Here is a 21313-nt window from a genome sequence, read left to right as displayed (position 1 = left end):
CTGTGGCGTGTGTCGGCAGGCGCGAGGCGCAGCGGCGAGGGCTTGGCGTGAGGGTGTGGCGACTGGTCCCCTCCCCTGCCGACTTGGGGCTGGCGAGGTGCTGCGAAATGAGAACAAAGAGGGGATATAGGGAGGGGAGGTCGGGGTCAGAAGGCCAGATATGTATCATTATGATACATAATGCCGTGAGTCTGTATCATTCTGATACCCTTCGTATAGATGCGCCCTCCCCTATCCGGTGGGTTTTAGGTTGGTGTGCGGGGAGGGCGAGGCGATTCGGGGTGATTCGACGTATATGCACCTCAAAAGTGTGGTTTTAGGCGATTCTGGCAGGCTCTGGACTGTCCGGCGGAAAAGACGACGACCGATCGACTGGACGAGTCCGGCAACCGACATGGACACCGACCACCTGGACCTCTGGACTGACCGCCGCTCGACCAGCTCGCCCGATGTGGATCACCGTCGACCGTCTGGACCTGACCGCCGCTCCGCCATCACCGGACACGACCCCAACGCCAGCGTGATGACCGAGCGCTGGACCGGCGATTGACCGTCTGGACTGACCGGGCGAGCCCCGCCGGCTGGCGCTCAATCGCCTCCGACCATCTCTTGCGGGTATATGCGGGCACTATTTTCACTCCCCATACGTGAGAGGGACACACACACACCGAAATAGTATCAAATTACATATTGGTCATGGGTGTGTGTGTGTGTCCTTCGTAGGTATGGTGGGTAGAAAACCTACCCGCACATACCCGCAAGTTGCCAATCCCGACCATTATTGCGAGGAGGTCGAGAACAGCCCGCTCAGAGCATCACCAATCGGCAGGGCAAAACGCAGCGCTTGCCCCACTGGCAGCTCAACGCTCACAGCGCCAGCCTTCTCCGGCAGCTCCACCTTCACGACGGCGACCTTCGCCAGATGGTAAAACCACTGCTTGGTATGGGTGTCGCGAACCCGCGCAAGGCGGACCTCGATAGGCGTCTTCCCGTCCTTGTCCAGGATTGTCCAGACGCCGCCAACGTGTTTCGCCAACCAAGACGACAGGCTTTTGGTCTTCGCTTCGTCGTCGGGTCCATAGAGCGTAATGCCGATCTCGTTTTGATTGATCAAGCTCAGAGGCACATCACGCGAGGAATTTCCGTCCTGCGTCTTTCCGCCGGCCGACCAGACTGCTCCTCCATATTCCTTCCACATCACGGCGGCGAAGGCGGTCTCTGCATCACGTTCCGGGTTAGCGCCATCCTGTGCGAGGTCCAGATTGCCGAGGAATGCACCGCCCAATCCCGCAACGTCCAGGACACCGCCCATGATCTCGCCGTATGCCGTGTAGGACGCCAGCGGCTCGCCTTTCCAGCGGGGCATACCGCGTGAAATCCACCCCTGAATAATCGTCAAGCAAGCGGCGACAAGCTCCGCTCGATTGTCCTCGACCCACTTCTGAAGGCGGGCGTGCTTGAAGGTGCGACCCTTCTTCGGATCGCGCTTGGCGTCCAGGCGGATAATGACGCAGCGGCGCGAGATTTCGTCAGCGAGAGAGACGTTATTCCCGGAAGCCACAAAGACGCAGCGAACCGGAAGCTCCAAATCCTCGCTCGCGCCGAGGATGCGCCCGCTGAATGTCTTGTTGGTCGCGGCGGTCGCGAGTGTGCTGCCCTGAAGTTTGCGCTGAATGTTGTCCTTCCAATAGAGCTGTCCAGCTCTACGAAGGAACGCAAACATTTCCTTGTTCTCTTCTTCTTCCGGCTTTTCGACCTTCGATGCGACGGGTGATCCAAGCGGGATTGTCGTAAGCGCCTCAACCAACAGGCTCGCCCCGGTTCCCGGCAGCGGCTTTGTGATCAGGTGGATTGGCGTCGGGCCGGGAATCATGTCGCGCATAAACGTCAGCAGCAGCAGCGCCAGCGCATGGGCGCGGGATGACGCGCCGCCACGCTCTTTGCCGGTAACAGGGTCTTCGTCGTCGTCGAATGGAAAATCATGGAAGACGTTATCGAGGATCAAATCGACAGCCAGCTTGATTTCCTCGTCAGTCGGATTAAACGAAATGGGAGGAATTACGAAGCCCGGCGTGGGCGCATAATAGACCTTCGCTTCTTCGTGATAGCCGGCCTCGACGACAAGCTTACCATCGCTCGAAAACGCAGGGGAACGGGTGAAGCGTTCCAACTTCGGCGTTGCGTGGCCACGGTAAACGAGGAGATCGGACGCGATGTTGCGCGGGCAGTCGATGGACTTCAGCTCGTCATCCTTCGTGGCGACCCATGCAGCGACCCGGCGCATCTCGGCTTGCATCTCATCGAGATCGATCGGCTTCACCTTGTCGCGATCGACGACGACCTTCTGTCCGTCGAGATCGAAAAGGAATGCGCCACGCCCCTTGTTCTTGCGCGCAAGCGCCACGACCGCAGCGCTAAGGGACGAGTCGAAGCCGTCAGTGGTATCGATGTAAGGCAATCCGCCGGCTTCCTCGCTGGCGGTATTCTGAGCCTTCTTCCGGGTGCGCTTCGCCTCTGCGGCCTTGATGTGAGGCGTCAAGCGGCTCTTTAGCGAGCGTTTGTCATTACCCTTCGTGACGCCGATCTTTGCGCAAATCTTGTCGAACAGACCATCACGACGCGCGATCGGAATATCGAGAGAGCCGAGCGAGGCGAAGAGGGAGTCGAGATCAGAAGGGAGCGTTTCGAGCGTCAGCGTCTCGATACGCTTCTCCACCTTGGCAAGCTTCTCCTCGTCAGTCTCTTCGATCAGGAACGCCTGATAATCTTCGCTCTCCAGGTCGTCGGTCGTGATCCAGCCTTGGTTCACCGCCTCGGCCACGAACTCCAGGCGGTCGCGTCCCTTGCACGAATTGTGAGAGCAGGCGAACGTGAAGCTCTTGCTCATTTCAGGTGCAGCGCTCTCGACGTAGCAGCCTGTATCCTCCGGGTCTTCAGGATTCGAATGATAGTGATCGAATGGACACTTGATGGTGACCTTCGTTGTGTTTTGATCGTTACGAATCTTCTCCGGCGCTGCGACGCGGAACATCGAAGCGATATCGAAGCCTTTGGCCTTCTGAGCAGCCCACTTCTTCAATGAGAAGTTGTTGCCGACAATGAAGTCAGGGCCATCCTTTCCGGCGAGCTGTTCGCCGTGCTGCATGAACGCGTCAGCCTGTTGACGATCGCCATTGATGGCACCTTCTGGAATCGACTCGATGTCCAGCGGCTCGCCACCTGTGATCCAAATTCCGAACGGAGCGCCGTCCTTATGGCGAGGAAGATAGAAGAGGCGCGACGGATCGAGACACGCCTCGTCGATCGGCAGCTCGAGCATCTTTGCCAGACCAATGATCTTACGCTTCCACTTCTTTATGGCGTCGAGCTGTGTCATCCCCTGCTTGGCGATGACGTATGGTGCCTTTAAAACGAAAACCACGCGAAATTTTGTCATAGGATCGTGGTGCAACACCACGCCCATTCCTTCTGAATCCTGCTTAATCGCGCCGATCGAAACCGTATCGACGATCCACGATTCCCAAGAGCGTTCTTCGATCAGGAAGCGTTTGATGATCGCCAGCGGATATTCCTGCGGTGTGACCTCGATTCGATGCTTCTTACAGAATTGCGTGAAAGAGCTTTCTAGGAGGAACGTCTCAGTCTTCTCATGGCTGTGAGTCGTGTAGATGATCGCGGTCAAGCCTAGAGCGAGAATCCTATCGATCGCCGTCGCCGGGCGCATACCGGAATCGATGTCGAGCCCCATTACATAGAGTGCATCGATCGCAGGCACGCGGCGCTCGTTACCGATCGCTGTGCCTTGGATGAACGCGAGTCCATCCTTATCACCGACGACGTGATAGGACATTTCATCGATTAGTGCGCCATAGGTCTCATACTTCGACTTCGCTGGCCAGCGCTTGCACTTCCGATCAGTGCCACCACCAAGGCGAAGCGGAATGCCCGCGACGTGCTCATCGATCGGGCCGAGGATCAGAGCATCATTGTGACGGTATGGATACGTGCGCGGCACTTCGTCGCCTGATGCCTCCGGCTTCACATCCTCGGCTGACACCTCGGGCTGCGCTTCCTCGCCTGACACCTCGGACTTCGATTCTTCAATCGTTTCGTCTGAAGAAATCACCGCTTCGAGATCACGATTCTCCAAGTTTTCATTGCTAATTGAACGCGAAACCATTATACTCTGACCCCAGTTGTAAGCGCCTTCTACAGGCGGTTGTGACTTGCTGTTGATGGAAGATTCCAAGGCGCGCGAGCTGGTCACTTGCGCGCCTTTTCTTTTGCGTTACGCCTGAACGCCAGTCTCGGCGACATGCTCCAGCACGCACACGCTCAGCGCTGCTAAAAACACGCGGCGATCTGTGCGCTGTGCGTGATCCTTGGCGATGCGAGGATAAGAGTATGCAGGCTGTCTCGTCAGAGAAATTGCACGTTCAGAAATCGTCAAATCGATATCCTCCACATCGTCGCCGATGTCGATAAGGAGGTGTAGCGATCCGGTGAGTGGCAGAAAATCGCCGTCCTCTTCGTCGATTGTGATGTTCACGCCCTTCTTGAAGGTGTCCTTCAAGATTGCAGAAATGCCGCTCACATGCTCGGCGACTTCGGAATATTCCTTTTCGAAATATCCGAGCCAGCCTTCACCACGCAGGCGCGATAAATGCCCGTCGAGGAGGTCGCGGAATTCAGCAAGCTCCTCTGTGGCAGCACACGCGCGGGAGTCTGTAAATGGATCGATAGTCGCGTCCACAGCTTGCGCGGTAGTCAGTGCATTCATGATACTTACTCCATTTTGTCAGTAGGCGCGCCGCGCGAGGCCCTCGCGCATCTTTGATTTTTGTGAATGATTCTTGCCTCTGATACGAAGCGCGCGTGCGATCTCGCCACGGCTTTCACCATCGAGCGACAGCCGGCGCTCCAACTCGCGAATCCATTCTCGATTTGCAGGATCATCATCACCAGCCGCCGAGCTGTAGCGACGTGAACGCAGGCCGTGCAGCTCGCCCTTGTCGAGGTGCCACGATGCGCCAAAGCCTCTACCTGCCTTGCTTTTAAAGATCACAGTCGAAGCCGCGCCGATGCCTAGGGATTCGAGCGGATGCGTGATTTCGATGCGATAGTTTTCCGAGTCCGCGACCATCTTAGCGATGGTCGGGAACTGCTTCTCAAAGAGAGCGAGTGTCGTGTCTGTCATCACGCGCCCTTACGTTTCACGCGGGTTGCCCAAACGCGACCATCGGCCTCGCCATCCTGCTTGATGACGCTGAAGACAGCACCAGCAGGGACATGCAACTCTTCGCCGTGCAGCCCCGCTGCAATCGGGAAGTCATCCACCGTCGCCGCTTGGCCGTTTACGGCGATGTGAATCCCGACCGTGCTCCACACGCGAACCGACCACGATTGTGGTGGATTCTGCACGTTCGGATCATTGGCAACATCGATGGTGAAAAACGTTGGCGTGCTGCTAACAGCACGGTCGGTCGTTTCAAATAAAACGAAGGTGCTCATTTACGACGACGCCCCTGCGCGAGTTCGGCGACACCGGCAGGCGCACCAGATGCACGAAAGGCGCGAATCCATTCTTCGCGCTTCTCGTCAGTGAGCGCTCGCCAGCGCTCGGGCGAGAGGCCGCTGAAGTGGATCAAATCCACGGTTGAGATAGGCTCGGCCTGCGGGCTTGTGGTGGAGGTCGTTTCGTCGCTCATAGCGCGCCCCCATTACGCCCGAATTTCACTTCATCCGTGATTTGAAGCTTGCGATCAGGTGGCAGAGCGGCGAAATCCTCGGGCGTCAAACCAGTGCGCTGCGTGATCTCTGCAACCGTGACAGGACGCGCTGCGCCACGCTGCCAGCTCGGCACCACACGGCAACCGCCCTCGACCTCGGCCAGCACTTCGAGGCGGCGCTGTGGGTCTTTGATCGCCTCAATATCTGCATCGGTGAGGCCATTGGAGTGGCGCTTCTCCACCCCCGTCGCGGGTGTGGAGACCGCAACAGCGGAGCCGGCCTTATCCGCCAGCGCATAGCGGAGCGAGTCGCGCAATGCCTCGCCGTTGACGGAGCGCAGGACGCCAAATTCATCGACGTAGGAATCCTCGCTCCAATAATCGGCGAGGCGTTCACGTTCGGCCTTGGGCACATTCGCGAAGGCCGGATACTCATTTACAAGCTCGCGTTCGATACCACGTGCGAGCTTACGCTTATCTTGTGACATATATGGTTCCTTATGTTTACGGTCTCAGGCCACGTTTCGACGTGACGCGAGCCAAGTGGTAATTTCGGATGGATCGAAGAACTTCGTCCGCCCGACCCGAAAGAACGGCGGAAGCTGTCCTGCATTCGAAAGCGTGTGCATGTGCGCATCGCTGATGCCGAGGTATTCCCGAAGCTCACTCCAGCGAACGAGGCGATTCGTCGGGAAGGGCGTGACGACGGGAGGGGCATTTGCCGTTTGTAAGCCGTTGGTTTGGTTCATATTCCTGTCCTGCTTATTTTTTGCTCTTGACTTTTTATCATCACCGATGGAAGAGTAATCGGCGAGGGGCGAGTTGCGCATATTTGTGCGTAACTCTGTTAACGGGCATGATCTTGCCGTATCCGCTCCAAAAAGTCAATTTTCTTAAATTCGCGGCTCAGAATCCCTTTGCGCGTCCGTATTCATCGGCGAGCGTCAAGATTCATGACACGTATCCACAGGGATGTCGTGGTTATTGACGGTGTAAAAGATAATCGATTCAGGGCATTGACTCGTATTTCTGGGTTCGTCTAGGTTCGCGTTGTTAGCAGCGATCTAACTGAATTGGACAGCGTATGAATCAGCATCGTGAAATTAGTGCCGCAGCCAAAAACTCCACTTCCAACGACGCCGGGTCGACTCCCGCAAACGCGCGCCTACTTCGCCTATTCCAGGATATGGGAGCGATCAGCGTCGGTGATCTCTTGGGGCCAGACCCCGATGGCGATGACCAGAAGCTCGCCGAGGATATCATTGACCTCTATGACCGCATTGGCACACGCGTCGCGCCGGAGCGCCTGTCGTGGAGCCGCCGTCAGGCGTGAAATGTGATGGAACTGCGCCATAGCCCGCACCGTGGCGCAGTCACTACCTATTGTGAGACAGTCTATGTCGAATGAGAACGATCTCGGCCCGATGCCGGACTATTCAAAATTTCAAGAGATGCTGAACGCAGGTATGTCGACGCGGGAGATCAAACGTATCCTTTTTTTCGAACCTGCCTTGGCGAATGCGAAGGAAGATGACCCGCACATTTTTGGCATTCCATCGGTTGCGTATGGGATACTCGACAATGTTGAGCGAAACTACGAAGCCGCCGCCTACTGCGCGGAACATGGAACCGACTGGCGCGCCGTCGCATCGGAGTGGACCGGGTGGGATGCTATCGACCATGACACTTGGAAGAAGCTTTTCAAACGTGACCGCGTGCTGTGGAGCGTCGACATTCTGAGCGATGAACAGCGCGCCTTCTATGACTCGTTGCCTGAACAGCTCACCATCTATCGCGGCTGCAACACCGGCATTCGAAACGGCCATCGTCGCCTTGCATGGACTCTCGATATGGAGATCGCGCGCGACTTCTCAAATAAGGGGATTCGTGGCGTGACGGCGGGAGGCTCGCCAGTGATCTACAAAGGCACGATCGCGAAGCGTAATGTGGCTCTCGCCATTGATGACCGCGAAGAGAAGGAGATTGTGCCGTTCACGATTCGCAGCATCCGCGAGATTGGAGTCGAGCACATCTGACGTTGGTCGTTCGATGAGTCCAGGTCGTAGGCTTTACGCAACTCGCGCAAAACCTACCACCTTCTATATTACCTAAAGAGGCTTATGGTTGGTTGGTAATGTGAACATTCATCTCGCCATCGCCCAAAGCTAAAAGGAGTTTCTTCTGTATCTCCTCTTGTCGAGACACGGCTTCGGGAGACGCTGGAAACGACGTAACATCCATTTTCAGGGGCTGCTCACCAGAAAACACTCTCGCGATGCTACTCAGCGCCCTTTGTTGTGCCTGTGCCGTATCAAAATGCGCCTTTGGAAGATAAGCACCTGCAAGATGTTCGCGTTCAGCAGGAACTCCAAGCGCAAGCGCCATCGCCTCCATCAAATCTAGAAATAGCTCGTCATTTTTATTTACCCATGTGGCAAGTGCCGCCTCTGAAGCGTCTTGCACATTCTGGTTTAGATTAAATGCGTAAATTCGCCACTTTTTAATTACTTTATTTTCCTTTTTATCATTTTGTGAAAATACTATATCGATAGAATTCAGCGCCCTCACATGCTCGAAGGATACGCGGCTTCCTCTTGTAACCATAAGTGATCTAAAGACCTCCTGCTTTTGCCGTCTTCTCTCCGAGATTCTCTCTATCATCTTTTGAGCTTGAACGGCCAAAATCGGGCCTAACAGGGTCGCAAACACTACTGCGAACGTCTCAAACGTCATGTTGCGCTCTCCAACGATGTGCCGATCATCAACACCTACAGCGCCGGCGTTAGTTAGCCAAATTGAGCCCCAAGCTATCCACAACTTCTCAAAAAAGAGCGCCTCGCACAGCGCACGACATGTCAATTATTCCGAGCTGCAAAACGACCCGCCATCTTGTGGAAGTCGGCTGCGATTTGCCCTGAGTTGCGACGGAATGAATCCGCGTCCTCCGCTTGGATATTCGTCGACATGTTGTAGTGGTTGTGAACGTCACCGCCACCAGCGCGCCGATGTGACTGGCTCGGTCCATATAGCGGAAGCCCGATCAGCGCATGAAATTTCCTGCGATGCGATTCACGATCAGCACCACGACGGCAACCACACCGACTACGAAGACGGCGACGCCCCACCAGTCATAGCGCTGGCGTAGTGGCAGCTCTCGCCATTGGCGCTCGTCGTCCAGGTCGCGGTGATGTTGGCCTTGCCAGCCCATGTCTCACCGCGTCGAATTCAGATTTCCGTGGTATGCAAGAGGCGACGGCGCACTGACAAGCCCCGAGTTGCTGGACGGAGCGGAACGCCATGAGTGACGTGCTGAAAGATTTTGATGTCATCAAAGTGTTGCTCTGGGTTGTTCCCGGAGCTTTCATCACTTTATTCCGATCATTCGCAATGCGTGGCACGTTCCCTACGATCGCAAAGGACGATGTTGCGGCTTTCATTCTCGGCTCTGTTATCTATTATTTCATCGTGCTTCTTTTTACGGCCGGCATAAATTCAGACATGCAGGCCCTGAAGCCCGCTTTTTCTTCATGGTTGTGGCTACTGATTCTGCTTATTATTCCTGCCTTCGTGGGTTTCGGCTTCGGCATTTTGGAATCGAGTGATGCTGTCGGTTATATGTTACGATCTGTCGGCATTCGCCTGCCATCGCCCCACGCCACAGCATGGGAGACACTGTTTCGCGAACTCACCCCTGGTTCCGTGCTCTTGGTTGGGCTAAAGGATGGCAGTCACGTATATGGACGTTGGATCGGCGGAAAGGGCGGCTCGGCGTCGTCGACTGATGCGAAGACGTTAGACCTGTTTCTTGGCGAAATTGGTGTGGTGGACACCGACGGCCAATACGTCCCCCAAAAGCCCCAACGCGGCGCTTATATAGCGGCCAGTGAAATTAGAGTGATTGAAGTGGTGTCTGCCCGACGTTCTTGAAGAGCGCAACGCTGCGCATATCCGCGAGGTGATATCATGGCAGATGAAAAGAAAATAACGATCGTTGAACCGCTTATCCATCGCATTGAGACGCCGGAATTTACCAAGTCGGAAAGACCGATTGGTGGCCCGCATGTAAGCGATGGCCCTATCCAAATTGGCGGAGGACCGATCATCCCCTCGCCGGCACCTGAGAATCCGACTCCGTCGACTCCGTCGAATGGAAATGAAGAGTCGGCCTGAGCGTCATCAAAACAAATGCGGGAGCCCCGATCGTGCTTCCCTACGATCGTGCTCCCGCTGCGGGCGTCCCTTCCCGCCGTTCGATTAGTTATTTCGCGCCGCCATACGTCCGGCGACCTTGTGGAATTCGGCAGCGATTTGCCCCGAGTTACGACGGAAGCTGTCGTGATCCTTCGCCGTGATATTCGAGTGCATGTTGTAGGTGACGTGAGTGTCGCCGCCACCTCCCGCGCCGTTCAACTGGACAGGGACCTCACGACCGCGTGTGAGTGGGATGACCGCCTCGTTATCATGCAAGATCGCAGGATGTCCGCCGCTGGTGTTCGGCGTTCCCTCGGCGTAATGGGGCGCGCCAGCCCAGAAAGAGGCAGGCATTGCAGTAGACGACACGGGAGCACCCACCATACCGCCTTCCTGGAAAAACGAGCCCAGCAGGCTGGCACCAGCACTCACGATGCTGCCCAGGCCACCACCTCCCGAACCGCCACCCTTTCCGCCCGATGCAAGGTCGCTGAGAAGCTTGAGGACAGATTCGGCGACACTGACGATAGCCGGGGCCGTCGCCTTGCCGGATGCGCCGAGCTTGGCAATCGATGTGCCGAGGCCGGCGAGATCGTTCGCCGTGCTGTTGCTCTGACGACCGATGTCCGCCGATGAATCTGAACGAGTCCGACTCTCTCGTTCCTTCTCCCGCTGTTCGCGCATCTGTCGTTCTAGGACGCTCTCCCGCGCCGTGTCATCAAAAGCCGACCGACCTTCCGTCAGCTTACGCATTCCGATCGATGGCTTATCCTGCGTGTCATAGAGACCACGCCCGGCTGTCAGGCCATCATCCCAATTACCCATTCGACCACGCTTGCCGCCGAGATCGAAGTGCATGGTGTCCGCGCCGCCATATCCGAGCGCTCTGCCACCACGCCCGCCGTAGTAGCCGCCCCATGCGAATCGATCATTCAAATCAGGGTAGCGCTCTGTCTGGTAGCGCTTCGCTGCCTGTGCGAACTTCTCATAGTCGCGGAAGGTGCCTGCATTCTGGTAGTTCGCCAGCGCCTTGCCGTTGGCGTCGAAGAGCTGAACGTCGGTAGCGAGTCCACGATCATGCAGGCTGTTCGGATTGATCGCGCCCGTATGACGGAAACCAGAAGTGTATTGCGCGCGCCATCCTTCAGGCAGCGACTTGGATGCGTTGTCGAGGATATCCTTCAGCTTGTCGTTTACGTGAACCATGTCGGTTCCTGGACGTGTCGACATGCGTAGCGCGAGGCTCTCCGCCGAGTTGCGCGAGATACCGTCCAGCGTGCGGATTGCGCCGGAGTCGGCAAGAGGCTTCACGCCGATTTGTTCGGCGAGGGGTGAAGGCTTCTGAAGGTTCGATGTCTTCGGCTCGACGCCGCCGACCGCCTTGGGATTGATGGAATCCTGAAGCGTCGAGCCGGGCTTGAATGCGTCCAATCCGCTGGCGTTGAGGTTCACCACAGCGGCTTGCACGTCCATGGTGCCGACCGTCTTCAAGGCGTCGGAAGTCGAGAACTTGTCGAGCTGGTTATTTGCCTTATCGATGATATCTTGCCCGCCGCCGATGGCCTTCGACAGAGTGGAAGTGAGGGACGAGTCCAGATTCAGACTCTTGATCCCCTTCGCCATGAGGTCGCGAATGCCGGCCTTCAGGAAATTGCTCGCGATGCTCTTCGCGATGTCGGCGAACTCGCTGCGGATTGCTGCGCCCAAAGACGAGAACTTTCCCTTTCCTTCAACCGCCACCTTGGCGATTCCATCGGCTAGCGAGTCCAATCCTGAACGAATGTTGTCGTTCATCGCCTCGACGGATGTCTTCTGCTGGTTCGCCCATTGGCTGAAGCCGTTCGATCCGCCCTTCGCCAATTCGTGTTCAGCCCGAATCAGGTCACGAAGCGCCGCCGTCTCTTCGTGAGTCAGGTCGACGTGACGCTTCTTTAGGGAGAGCTTGATCTGAAGAAACTCGCGCTCCTGTTGCAGCGCTTCCTTATTCGACAATCCGCCGGCATTGGCGAGCGCTTCCTTTTCGAGTCGAATCTTGTCGACTAGCTCGGAAATCTTGTTTGCAGCGGGGAAAGCGTGAACGAAGGCTTGCTCGCGGGCGGCTTCACGAAGCTTGGAAATCTCTGCGTCACCAATGAGCGAGCCGGAAAGAGGATCGATCTTCCCACGGAGTCCGGCGATCTTCTCCAATTCCTCCCGGTATGTCTTCAGCGCCGCCGTGGTCGGGGAGAGCTTCGCGAGCAACTTCGTTTGCTCTTCGGACAAATCGTTATGCGGCGCATCATAAATCTTGCGATTCGACTCGTAGTCGCCGTGCTGCGTGAATTCCTTGGGGCGAGTCGCGTCCAGCAATCTCTTGTAGTCGTCAACCAACTTTGTTGGCTTCAGGAAATCAGGGATTGACGATTCGATACCTCCCCAGAGCTTCCGCGTGAGGCCGGATGCAGCCGCGCTAATGCCTGACAGGTAATCCGTGCCGGCCTTGTAGCCCGCGTTATTGGCGAGCTTGTCGACGCCACCCGTCAGCCACGACCATGCAGAGCTTGCCTTTTCACCTGCCCATGCGGCGACAGCCCCAAAATTGATGAAGCCCTTCGTCGAGTCTGCAATGAGTGCTGACAGATTCGCTACGCCTTGGCCGAGGTGCTGAAAGATCGCAGCGAGCTTCTGAGCTGTCGGCTCGAAAGACTCCCACGTCGCATAGAGAAGTGCGCCAGCGGCGACAGCGAGGCCGATCGGACGTAGCAAGAATGAGACGCCCGCCGCGAGGATGGCGAAGGTTGCCTGATAAGCGGCATAGCCGGCGAGGATGGTTCCGATTGTCGTAAGCGGAGAACGCAGCTCATAGAGCTTCGTCATTAGCAACTGAACGCCAGCCGAGCCGTGCTGAAACGCAGTGCCGAGAGCGCCGGCAATCGAGTCGATGTTGGGCTTCAGGATGCTGTTCACGGTGTTCGCGACGCCAGCGATTGCCGCGTCGATTCCTGAGTCGAAGGTCTTTTGCTTCAACAATTCGAAGGAATTTGACAGCGCGATAACGGACCCTTGCGCGTGGTCGAGAGCTTCCTTGACGCCGCCACCATAACGCTTTTCAAGTAGCGATGCGAGCGCTTCCCACGAGTCGACACTGAGTCCGCCGTTCTTGAATCTGTGGTGCATTTCAGCGCCAGTGATTCCGAGTGCCTGACTCATGCTCGCCGTGAGGCCCGGCAAGTGAGTCGACATGCTGCGAACCAAACGCGTCGCATCGATCTTGTTCATAGCGTAGGTCTCTTGCAGCTCCTTGAAGAAGAGCGCTTGATCCTGTCGCCCGACGTGAAGGGCGCTCATCGCGGTAGACAAACCGCGCCAGACGTTTTCGATCGTCTGAGGCGTCTTACCCAATGCGCGCGCCGAGGTGTAGAAGGAAGCGAATTGCTTCGTCGCAACGTCGAGCGGTTGTCCGAGGTCTTGCGCTGTCTGACGAATGAATGCGAGCGCGCGCCCGGCTTCGCCGGAACCTGCGGCGACGGAATCCACGGCAATTTTTAGGTTGAGTGCGGCAGTTCCGGCGGTCATAGAGTCGGATGCGAACTTACCTAGACCAACCGTCCCGAGCGCACCTGCAAAGAGCGCCACGGCGTTGCGATTCACAATGAAAGCGCTCGCGAGCGCGACGATTTCACGGGCCGCAACTGGCATTCCTCGCGATAGGGCGGAAATGCTTTGGTTGAACTCGGCGAGTCCGTTATCGCGTGTGGCGCGCTTCAGTGACTCGAACCCTCTCGACGTGTCTGTGAGCGACCGCGAGAGTGAGGCGAACGCGTTGCCGCCGCCTGCCGAGCCTAGCTGACGTAGCGCATTGGACGTTGACTGAATCGCCTGCGTGAGTGAACGAAGTTCGGCGCGTCCAGCGCTGGCGTCGACTGAAATCTGAATTGAATGCTCGGCCATACTATGAAATCCAAATTAGGCGCGCGTCTGATAGAACGCTGTGAGGTTTGACCAATCCGGGGGCGCGCCTACGCCCGTCATGGTAATGACGTTGCCGGCGATCGTGTAATCGACTCCCGGAAACAAGTGGGCATTGTTCAGGAAGAGCAGGACTCCTCCACCAGCCGGCGCATGTGCCAGCGTGAACGTCTTATTCACGCCGTCGAATGTGCCAGCCGGAACCTCATTGAAAATGAGTCGTAGTGGTGAAGCGGAGAACTCGACCGCTTGCTTGCCAGCGGCGTCGGCATACAGTGCCGTGATGCGCTGGCGTGGCGTCGGATCATCCGGTGTTGAGCTTCCGTCAATGAGACCGAATAGAGGAACGAGCATTGTTTACGCAACTCCCTTTCGCGCAGCGATCTGCGACACGCGCAAATCGAAAACATCCGTGGTGAACCCATGCGCGACGATCCATGCTCGCACTTCCGACACACTCCACAGGATGGCGACGCCCTCGACGCGTGAGCGTTTTGGGAAATCGGGATTGCGCCTGCGCAACTGTCGGAATCCTGCGTTGTGTGTCGCTAGGCAGAACTGCATTTCGCCAGTTGTGAAATCACGAATCAGACTCGCGTCTGCGTTGGTTCCTGCGGTGGTCCGCAGGCGTGGCAATTCCCAATATTTGCTCATTAGAATGGCTTTCGCAAAATGATCTCTTTCACGCGACGATGGTAATCAGCAATGGAGGTCGGGCGCTGCTGTGCTGGCAGTGAGTTGAGCCATCCGCGCACAGCATCGATGTTCCAAAAGAGCGCGTGGCCGTGTTTGCTTGGCGTTGGGAAAGACGCAGCGTGTATCTTGCGCAGCGTCGAGAGTGTGCATGTGCTGACACCGAGCGCAAAAGCGAGGTCGGTTGTTGTGAGATCGCGCATCGGTTAGGCGGCCTCGTCAGTGTGCGTGCGAGCTGTGTTCCGCGCGATGCGAGACTCGGCCCACTCGCGGAGATCGGCGGCGAGCCACAGGTTACGGCGGTTCAACTTGATCGGGCGGGGGAAGTCATCTTGTCGACGCAGCAGGAAAAGAGTGGATAGGCTGACGCCGAGGAGCGCTGCGCTCTCTGCTGTGTTCAAAACGATGATGTCACCAATACGCTGCATGTGTGCTGTGTGCCTTTTTGATGTGGGTGGCGAGTCCATCACCGAGATTGCTGCCTACCGTGCGTGCGGTGAGCGATCGTCGCCGAGGAGGAAAAGAAAACTCGGCTCTGGTGATGGACTCGCCGTTCGCCGCCCGTGCTGTGGGAGTTTGCACAGCCCCCGGATGCCTTGGGGTGGGCAGCGTTTTGCGCTTGTATGACCGTCTGGCTCGTCCCCTAACGGCAGCGCAAATTGGAATAGGAGGGCGCGGCGACGGCTCCACCTGAGGGACCAAAGTCTCAGACCGCCGCCGCGCCGAACCGGATTTGTCTTGCAGGAGTAGGACGCTACAAATCGCGGTTGTAAGTGTTTTGTCTGTCTGGTCTTTTGACAGCCTTGCCACAGACTGGAAAAAACTAGAAAGAAACGAAAGCTAGTCACCGACTAGTCGTCGCATGGCCTACCAAAAGTCACTCTGCGTTCGGCTTCGCGAGTTACAGTGGCGGGGCGTATGCCTCACTTGACTTTGGTATTATGCTCATAATGTCGAAAAAAGTCGATTTAATTCGTTTTGTGGCTCATTATGATTTGCGAAATTGGCCGAAAATTCTGGACTTGTCCCCCCGCATTACCGTTTTTTTTTTCTTCCGGCACTCGCGCCGAGCAGCGTTCTGGCCGATTTCAGCGGAACGGACGGCATATAATCACTTTTGAAATAGAACATTCACCAAGCCTGGACCAACTGCTACGCTTTAGTAGCTCATAAACGTCCATAATTTATTGGATTGCAGCAGCGGGCTCATCAAGAGCAAGCGTTACCATCGCACCAAGCCGATAGAGGAAGAAATGACATTAACTGCTGACCAGATCACTGCGGTTGAACTCCGGGTTTCAAACGAGAAAAAAAGCTCGGCAATTGCCTATTTGCTGTTCGTATTCATTGGCGGGTTTGGAACTCATTGTTTCTATCTGGGCAAATGGGGGAGAGGCACTGTTGAGCTATTTTCAACAATATTTGCACTTGCGGCGCTGTTCGCAGGATACCCCGGCCCGACCGCGCTTTTTCTAGCGTTCAATGGAATCATGTTTTTGTGGGATTTGTTCTCGATTCCGAGATATACCAGACAACACTCCGAGGCGGTGCGCAATCGCACGGTGTCGCGATACTTTCCTAATGCCGTCAACACCTGACAGCGGGTCGCTCTTGTAGCGACGGCTTGAGAGCTGGAATAGTCCGCCCATAGTCCGGTTATACGAAAAATAGGCACGAAAATCGCGATTTTCGATTCAGATAAGTGCATGAAAACAAAGAGTTCGACTCCGGCCCAGCCTCGTTCGGGACGAGGGGGTCGGAGGTTCGAATCCTCTCACTCCGACCAAATTTTCTCTTGACTTCAGTGGCATAGCGCGAGCGCCTCACCGAGGTGCCGCTGAGCGTACGACCGCCTCGCGACGACCATAATGGCGCGTCGAGACCGCCGGGACCGGGAAGCGTGAGACTTTAGAGCGCCGCGACAATCCTCGGCACGCCGAGCGGGACGGCGGCTGCACGTGCTCGGGAAAATCGCCTAAAGGCGACTAGGCGAATATCCCGAGACACAAGGAGCGCCTACGGGCGAAAAAGCTTCCTCTGTGCACGTAGAAACTCGAGGAAGCTCGGATGAAAATCCTTCTGATCGGCTCGGCCGCCTGTATCACGGCCCTCATTACGACGGCGTGGTTGATGACATTCGCGAAATGGTTCCCGATAAAGGCCTTCGACAGCTTCATCATCGACTATAAGACGATGATAAGAGCGCATGTCGACTATGCGTTGATGGCGCTGTTCGGCGTCGGATTCTATGGCTCTGGCGTCGAGCTGCCCGTCGTTGCTTGCTGGTGTGTGGCGATCGGCGGTTTCTCCAATCCGACAGTCTTCACCATCGCGGCTTTCGATCCGAATTTCTGGAGCAAGCCTTTGTGGAGGGGCTATACGGCGCTGAGCTTCGTCGTGTCCTCGGTCGGATTTATCTGGATCGCCTATGCCTTGGCGATGCATGCGATCAGCTAGAGCCATCGCTCCGCGGCAGGACCTTCTCGCGGCCGAGACGCGCTATGGCCTCGGCCCACGCGACGCCGCCGCCGCGAATGTCGCGCCCAGCGAGCCTCATCCGCCGATGTCCAGGGCGATCGGGTGAAGGTTTCCTCATCCTGAGGAGCCGCGAAGCGGCGTCTCGAAGGACGAGGAAACCTTCATGCGCGGCCATCTGGAGCTCCCCATCGCGCTTCGAGACGCGCCCTTCGGGCGCTCCTCAGCATGAGGGGGAGGTTTGCTGGCCTTCGCCCGATCGCCCTATCCGCCGATGGTGGCGAGATAGTTTCGCGACAGCGTCGGCAGATCGGCGCGGAACGCCGCCTGAAAGGCGGCGGCGAACCCCTTCCCCTCCTCCAGTCCGCGCAGCAGCTCGGCGAAGCCCGCCTCGTCCTGCGCCTTCAGCCAGGCCACGAACATCGCCGCTTGGCGCAAGGCCAGCCGTTGACGATAGAGGAGATCGAATCGCGCAAAATTGCCGCCACGCTCCTCGGCGAAGGCGATGGACGAAAAATCCCGCCAGACGCCCTGCTCGCTCATGATGAGCGCATGGCCGTCGCGAATGCGCGCCCGCGCCTCCTTCTCGCTCATCTCCTCCGCGCCGGCGCCGCCCGAGATCATGACGGCGAGGCCTTCCACGAACCAGCTCGGCGGACGTTCCGCCCATAGCCCCCGCCAGCCGAAGAAATGCGCATGGGAGAGCTCACGCGTCAGCACCGGCGCCAGCCGCGCGCTCTCGGCGCCGCATAGGATCGGCGAGAGCACGACGCGGCCGAACGAGGCCATCGCCGCAATGCGCGGATCGCCCGTGCCATTGGCCTTGGCGTAATTTTCGTAGGAGCCGTAGACGCCGACAATGGGCGCATGCGCGAAAGGGCGTCCATGCGCGTCCTCGACGCTGCGAATCGCCTCCGGCAGCATGCGGCCGACGATGGTGGCGCAGCCCTCGGCCGCCGGCTCGAAATGCACTGGCGAATCGGCGGCCAGCGCCGGCAGCCATCGCGGATCGTTGAAAGCGGCGAGCGCGAAGTTCCACAGGCGCGGGACCCCGCCGAGCACGAGAGTGACGATGACCAGCAAGGTCAGCGAGAAAAAAGGTCTCATGACGAAAAATCCGCGCGGCGCGCCGTCTCTCGACGGCTAAACGCCAAATCGATCGCCGGCGCCAAAAAATATGCGCCGGAGCTTATTACAGGAAAGACGTCAGCGCGAGCCGATCGAGACCGGCGTCCAGCCCCCGGCCTCCATCTCCACGGCGAAGGAGACGCCGCGGGCGATGAGCTTGTTGCGGTCGGAAACGCCGGCGATGGGCGCGCGGTCCGATGTCGCGATCTCCGCGATCGGCGCGCCCGCCGGCGCCATCTGGTCCGGCCGCGCCAGCCCGCTGATTCGGCCGGCGACCGGCGCACGCACCGGCTCCTCGCCGATGAAGCCCAAAATTTCCTCCGCCTCGACGCGCTCGCCGATCGTCTTGCGCGCGGCGAGCGCGCCCTCCGTCATCGCGATCACGTCCCAATAGTCGAGCGCCAGACGATCCGCGTCGCGGCGGCTCGGCGGCGCGTCTCCGGCCCGCAGCACGGCGCCCGGATCGAGCCCATCGGTCGCGATGACGAGATCGCAATCCGCGCCGGCGACGAAGCCGGAGCCGACGCCGATCGTCAGCTCGGCCACATTGGCGAGAGAGCGGGCCGGCCGGCCGTCATGGTCCGGCGCCGAGACGATGACGTCCCAGGGCCAGCGCTCCACCACCTCGTCGAAAGGCCGCAGCAGAAGTGGAAGAAATTGCCGCGTCTGCATGCCGCAGAGAAATTCCGTCGGCCGGTCGGCGCGGCGCGCCTCGACGCCGCCCAGAGTGGCGATGCCGTCGAACCAGGCGTCGGCGTAGCACATGCGCCGCCGCAGAGCCCGCGGCGGCCGCTCCTGATGGAGCACAGTCGCATAGCCCTCGCCGATCAGCCGCCTCGCCACCGCCGAGGCCCTTTCCCCGACGCCGCAGACGAGGATGCAAAGCTCTTTGTTCATCGACCCTTCTCAGCCTCGATACGCGCGCGACGTTTCGCTGTGTATCAGAATTACATATTGCAACGCAACCAGCTCGCTGCGCCGCAAACCGGAACCGCGCCGCCTCGTGATCGCGAGGGGTGCGAGACGTCGCCGGCTGCTGTATAGCAGAGCCTCCAGCGATCCTGCGCGCGCGAAATGACCCATACCCACACACTCGCCGTCCGCGTCTATTACGAGGACACGGATTTCTCCGGCCTCGTCTACCACGCCTCCTATCTGCGCTTCATGGAGCGCGCCCGCACCGAGCTGCTGCGCGATCTCGGCCTCGGCCAGCGCGAGCTGCTGGAGGCGCAGGGCGGCCTGTTCTTCGTCGTGCGCGCCATGACGATCGATTTCCGCAAGCCCGCGCAAATGGACGATCTCCTCACTGTGGAGACGATCGTCCGGGAAGTGTCCGGCGCGTCGTTCGATCTCGATCAGCGCGTGACGCGCGGCGAGGAGATGCTGGTTTCCGCACAAGTGAGGATCGCCGCGGTGGAAGGCGGTCGGCCGCGAAGGCTTCCGACCGAAGTGCGCGAGAAATTCGCCGCGGTCGCCATGCCTCGCGGCGCGTGACCTTTACGGTCCCTTAAGCCTTCCGCTCATATTTTCTGATTGTGCGGCGCATCCAGGACAAAATCTCGGCGGATTCACGCTCCATACCGCTCGGGCTCCACAGCCTTCGGCGCGGCGCTGCGGGAGCGAGCGCGACGTGATTTGCCTCTATCCGCGCCTTTGGTCCCGGCGCGGGCGAGCGCCGAGGACTTCCGCCGCTCGCCGCCAGAGTTTCGCCGCCGACCCCGCGACTTCCGAGGACGACTTTCATGAATCCAGCCGAAATCGCCGCCCCGCTCTCCGGCGCCGCCGCCGAGGTCTCCATCTGGGGCATGTTCTGGGGCGCACATATCGTCGTCAAGCTGGTGATGGTCGGCCTGCTGCTGGCCTCGGTCTGGTGCTGGGCGATCATCGTCAACAAAGCGCTGCTGTTCTCGCGCACGCGCCGCGCCATGGATCGCTTCGAGGAAGTGTTCTGGTCCGGCTCCTCGCTCGAGGATCTCTACGCCAAGCTGCAGGAGCGCCCGGCCACCGGCATGGGCAGCCTGTTCATCGCCGCCATGCGCGAATGGAAGCGCTCCTTCCAGAACGCCGGCGCCTCCTTCATGGGCCTGCAGGCGCGTATCGACAAAGTGCTGGACGTCTCCATCGCCCGCGAGGTCGAGAAGCTCGAATCCAATCTCCTGGTGCTGGCGACGGTCGCCTCGGCCGGCCCCTTTGTCGGCCTATTCGGCACGGTGTGGGGCATTATGACCTCCTTCCGCTCCATCGCCGCCTCCAAGAACACCTCGCTCGCCGTCGTCGCGCCGGGCATTGCGGAAGCGCTGCTGGCCACCGCCATCGGCCTCTTCGCCGCCATTCCGGCGCTGGTCGCCTATAATAAGCTGCAGGGCGACGTCGCCCGCACCCAGGCGCGGCTCGAGAGCTTCGCCGACGAATTCTCCGCCATTCTGTCGCGCCAGATCGATCAGCACGCCGGACAGTCCGGCCGCGATCGCGCGGCCTGAGCGGGAGAAGCGGAAATGGGCGCCTCGATCGCCGCAGGACGCAAGGGCTCGGGCCGCCGCCGGCGCGGAACGCCGCGCTATGGCGCCATGGCCGAGATCAATATGACGCCCTTCATCGACGTCATGCTGGTGCTGCTGATCATCTTCATGGTCGCGGCGCCATTGCTCGCCACTGGCGTCGCCGTCGATCTGCCGCAGACCAAGGCCGGCCCGCTCAATATCGATCAGAAGCCGCTGGCCATCGCCGTGGACGACAAGGGGCAGATCTTTCTGATGGATCAGCCGATCGAGATCGGCCAGCTGCTCGACCGTCTGAAGGAGACCGCCAAAGCGGGCTTCGACGAGCGCATCTATATGCGCGCCTCCAAGACGGTGAATTACGGCCGCGTCGCCGAGATCATGTCGATGGTGACGAGCGCCGGTTACAAGAAGGTCGCTCTTGTGACCGAAGTGGACAAGAAGTGAGGGGAAGAGTTGAAGCCCTCGCGTTCCGAACCTGGCCTCGTCGTATCGGCCGCCGTCCATGCCGGACTGCTGCTGGCGACGCTCATCGCCTTCTCGGATACGAAGAAATTCGATGATGCGCAGGAGACCGTGCCGGTCGATATCGTCACGGATGCGCAGATCAATCAGGTGATGAAGGGCGAGAAGGCGGCCAAGGAGATCAAG

The 21313-nt window shown here is 58.6% G+C and carries 25 protein-coding genes and 1 pseudogene; 10 read left to right on the top strand and 16 right to left on the bottom strand.

Translation table 11 applies throughout. From position 1 onward, the window contains the following. Positions 1–778 precede the first annotated feature (778 nt). Genes A1351_RS07190 through A1351_RS24550 form a run of 7 tightly spaced genes read right to left on the bottom strand, consistent with a single transcriptional unit; the run spans position 779 to position 6559 of the window. The gene (locus A1351_RS07190) at positions 779–4267 is read right to left on the bottom strand and encodes a hypothetical protein (RefSeq protein WP_157096173.1); all 3489 of its coding nucleotides are present in this window, start codon (positions 4265–4267) and stop codon (positions 779–781) included. A 21-nt stretch (positions 4268–4288) separates the two neighbouring features. Then, positions 4289–4780, bottom strand: coding sequence for a hypothetical protein (locus tag A1351_RS07185; RefSeq protein WP_064032634.1), 492 nt, complete (start codon positions 4778–4780; stop codon positions 4289–4291). 18 nt (positions 4781–4798) lie between these two features. Beyond that, a complete protein-coding gene (locus A1351_RS07180) occupies positions 4799–5197 on the bottom strand; it encodes a hypothetical protein (protein WP_064032633.1) in 399 nt (132 codons plus the stop codon). Continuing rightward, complete coding sequence (locus tag A1351_RS07175; protein ID WP_064032632.1) at positions 5197–5511, bottom strand: hypothetical protein; 315 nt, start codon at positions 5509–5511, stop codon at positions 5197–5199. The genes A1351_RS07180 and A1351_RS07175 overlap by 1 nt, the downstream gene beginning before the upstream one ends. Beyond that, positions 5508–5708 carry a hypothetical protein gene (locus A1351_RS24560; RefSeq protein WP_157096172.1) on the bottom strand — a complete coding sequence of 67 codons (201 nt, stop codon included), beginning with the start codon at positions 5706–5708 and terminating at the stop codon, positions 5508–5510. Before A1351_RS24560 ends, A1351_RS07175 begins: the two co-directional genes overlap by 4 nt. Beyond that, a complete protein-coding gene (locus A1351_RS24555) occupies positions 5705–6217 on the bottom strand; it encodes a hypothetical protein (RefSeq protein WP_157096171.1) in 513 nt (170 codons plus the stop codon). The genes A1351_RS24560 and A1351_RS24555 overlap by 4 nt, the downstream gene beginning before the upstream one ends. A gap of 24 nt (positions 6218–6241) precedes the next feature. After that, positions 6242–6559: an AlpA family transcriptional regulator gene (locus A1351_RS24550; RefSeq protein ID WP_157096170.1), complete on the bottom strand. Its 318-nt coding sequence runs from the start codon at positions 6557–6559 to the stop codon at positions 6242–6244. A gap of 254 nt (positions 6560–6813) precedes the next feature. Here A1351_RS24550 and A1351_RS24545 point away from each other — a divergent pair, with 254 nt between their 5' ends. Both A1351_RS24545 and A1351_RS07160 read left to right on the top strand, forming a co-directional pair. Beyond that, entirely contained in the window at positions 6814–7062 is a 249-nt protein-coding gene (locus tag A1351_RS24545) for a hypothetical protein (protein ID WP_157096169.1), read from the top strand. Between the two features lie 64 nt (positions 7063–7126). Next, on the top strand, positions 7127–7765 hold the full coding sequence (locus A1351_RS07160) for a hypothetical protein (protein ID WP_064032629.1): 639 nt from the start codon (positions 7127–7129) through the stop codon (positions 7763–7765). Between the two features lie 82 nt (positions 7766–7847). On the opposite strand, the gene A1351_RS07155 is transcribed toward A1351_RS07160, so the two are convergent. Together A1351_RS07155 and A1351_RS24540 are read right to left on the bottom strand one after the other, a co-directional pair. Further along, positions 7848–8462 carry a DUF6680 family protein gene (locus tag A1351_RS07155; RefSeq protein WP_064032628.1) on the bottom strand — a complete coding sequence of 205 codons (615 nt, stop codon included), beginning with the start codon at positions 8460–8462 and terminating at the stop codon, positions 7848–7850. Positions 8463–8769: 307 nt separating this feature from the next. Continuing rightward, positions 8770–8937 (bottom strand): hypothetical protein, encoded by a 168-nt coding sequence (locus A1351_RS24540; RefSeq protein ID WP_157096168.1) that lies wholly within the window; start codon positions 8935–8937, stop codon positions 8770–8772. An 89-nt stretch (positions 8938–9026) separates the two neighbouring features. Between A1351_RS24540 and A1351_RS07150 the strand changes: the two genes are divergently transcribed. Next, positions 9027–9656, top strand: coding sequence for a DUF6338 family protein (locus tag A1351_RS07150; protein WP_064032627.1), 630 nt, complete (start codon positions 9027–9029; stop codon positions 9654–9656). 36 nt (positions 9657–9692) lie between these two features. Next, positions 9693–9899 carry a hypothetical protein gene (locus tag A1351_RS24535; protein ID WP_157096167.1) on the top strand — a complete coding sequence of 69 codons (207 nt, stop codon included), beginning with the start codon at positions 9693–9695 and terminating at the stop codon, positions 9897–9899. A gap of 84 nt (positions 9900–9983) precedes the next feature. On the opposite strand, the gene A1351_RS07145 is transcribed toward A1351_RS24535, so the two are convergent. Genes A1351_RS07145 through A1351_RS07130 form a run of 5 tightly spaced genes read right to left on the bottom strand, consistent with a single transcriptional unit; the run spans position 9984 to position 14989 of the window. Beyond that, positions 9984–13850 carry a tape measure protein gene (locus A1351_RS07145; RefSeq protein WP_083967204.1) on the bottom strand — a complete coding sequence of 1289 codons (3867 nt, stop codon included), beginning with the start codon at positions 13848–13850 and terminating at the stop codon, positions 9984–9986. Positions 13851–13865: 15 nt separating this feature from the next. Further along, complete coding sequence (locus tag A1351_RS07140; RefSeq protein WP_064032625.1) at positions 13866–14222, bottom strand: hypothetical protein; 357 nt, start codon at positions 14220–14222, stop codon at positions 13866–13868. A gap of 3 nt (positions 14223–14225) precedes the next feature. After that, positions 14226–14522, bottom strand: a complete 297-nt coding sequence (locus tag A1351_RS07135) for a hypothetical protein (protein ID WP_064032624.1) — start codon at positions 14520–14522, stop codon at positions 14226–14228. Then, on the bottom strand, positions 14522–14764 hold the full coding sequence (locus A1351_RS24530; protein ID WP_157096166.1) for a hypothetical protein: 243 nt from the start codon (positions 14762–14764) through the stop codon (positions 14522–14524). The genes A1351_RS07135 and A1351_RS24530 overlap by 1 nt, the downstream gene beginning before the upstream one ends. Before the next feature lie 3 nt (positions 14765–14767). Continuing rightward, on the bottom strand, positions 14768–14989 hold the full coding sequence (locus A1351_RS07130; RefSeq protein ID WP_064032623.1) for an AlpA family transcriptional regulator: 222 nt from the start codon (positions 14987–14989) through the stop codon (positions 14768–14770). Positions 14990–15814: 825 nt separating this feature from the next. Between A1351_RS07130 and A1351_RS24525 the strand changes: the two genes are divergently transcribed. Further along, complete coding sequence (locus A1351_RS24525) at positions 15815–16159, top strand: NINE protein (protein ID WP_157096164.1); 345 nt, start codon at positions 15815–15817, stop codon at positions 16157–16159. Between the two features lie 469 nt (positions 16160–16628). Next, a complete protein-coding gene (locus A1351_RS07125; RefSeq protein WP_064032622.1) occupies positions 16629–17018 on the top strand; it encodes a hypothetical protein in 390 nt (129 codons plus the stop codon). Positions 17019–17300: 282 nt separating this feature from the next. On the opposite strand, the gene A1351_RS07120 is transcribed toward A1351_RS07125, so the two are convergent. Both A1351_RS07120 and A1351_RS07115 read right to left on the bottom strand, forming a co-directional pair. Next, positions 17301–18143 (bottom strand): hypothetical protein, encoded by an 843-nt coding sequence (locus tag A1351_RS07120; protein WP_064032621.1) that lies wholly within the window; start codon positions 18141–18143, stop codon positions 17301–17303. A 99-nt stretch (positions 18144–18242) separates the two neighbouring features. Next, entirely contained in the window at positions 18243–19061 is an 819-nt protein-coding gene (locus A1351_RS07115; protein ID WP_026598832.1) for a hypothetical protein, read from the bottom strand. A 177-nt stretch (positions 19062–19238) separates the two neighbouring features. Between A1351_RS07115 and ybgC the strand changes: the two genes are divergently transcribed. The 4 genes and pseudogenes from ybgC to A1351_RS07095 all read left to right on the top strand — a co-directional run. Further along, a complete protein-coding gene (ybgC, locus tag A1351_RS07110) occupies positions 19239–19658 on the top strand; it encodes a tol-pal system-associated acyl-CoA thioesterase (RefSeq protein ID WP_064032620.1) in 420 nt (139 codons plus the stop codon). Positions 19659–19906: 248 nt separating this feature from the next. Further along, positions 19907–20644: a protein TolQ gene (gene tolQ, locus A1351_RS07105; RefSeq protein ID WP_024880214.1), complete on the top strand. Its 738-nt coding sequence runs from the start codon at positions 19907–19909 to the stop codon at positions 20642–20644. Positions 20645–20659: 15 nt separating this feature from the next. Next, positions 20660–21109 carry a biopolymer transporter ExbD gene (locus A1351_RS07100; RefSeq protein WP_024880215.1) on the top strand — a complete coding sequence of 150 codons (450 nt, stop codon included), beginning with the start codon at positions 20660–20662 and terminating at the stop codon, positions 21107–21109. Positions 21110–21118: 9 nt separating this feature from the next. After that, a pseudogene (locus A1351_RS07095) lies at positions 21119–21313 on the top strand (cell envelope biogenesis protein TolA); the annotation flags it as partial.

The organism is Methylosinus sp. R-45379, assembly GCF_001644125.1.
In the GTDB taxonomy this organism is placed as follows: Bacteria; Pseudomonadota; Alphaproteobacteria; order Rhizobiales; family Beijerinckiaceae; genus Methylosinus.
The sequence above is the reverse complement of the archived record's forward strand: the minus strand, read 5'-3'. Positions and strand labels throughout refer to the sequence as shown.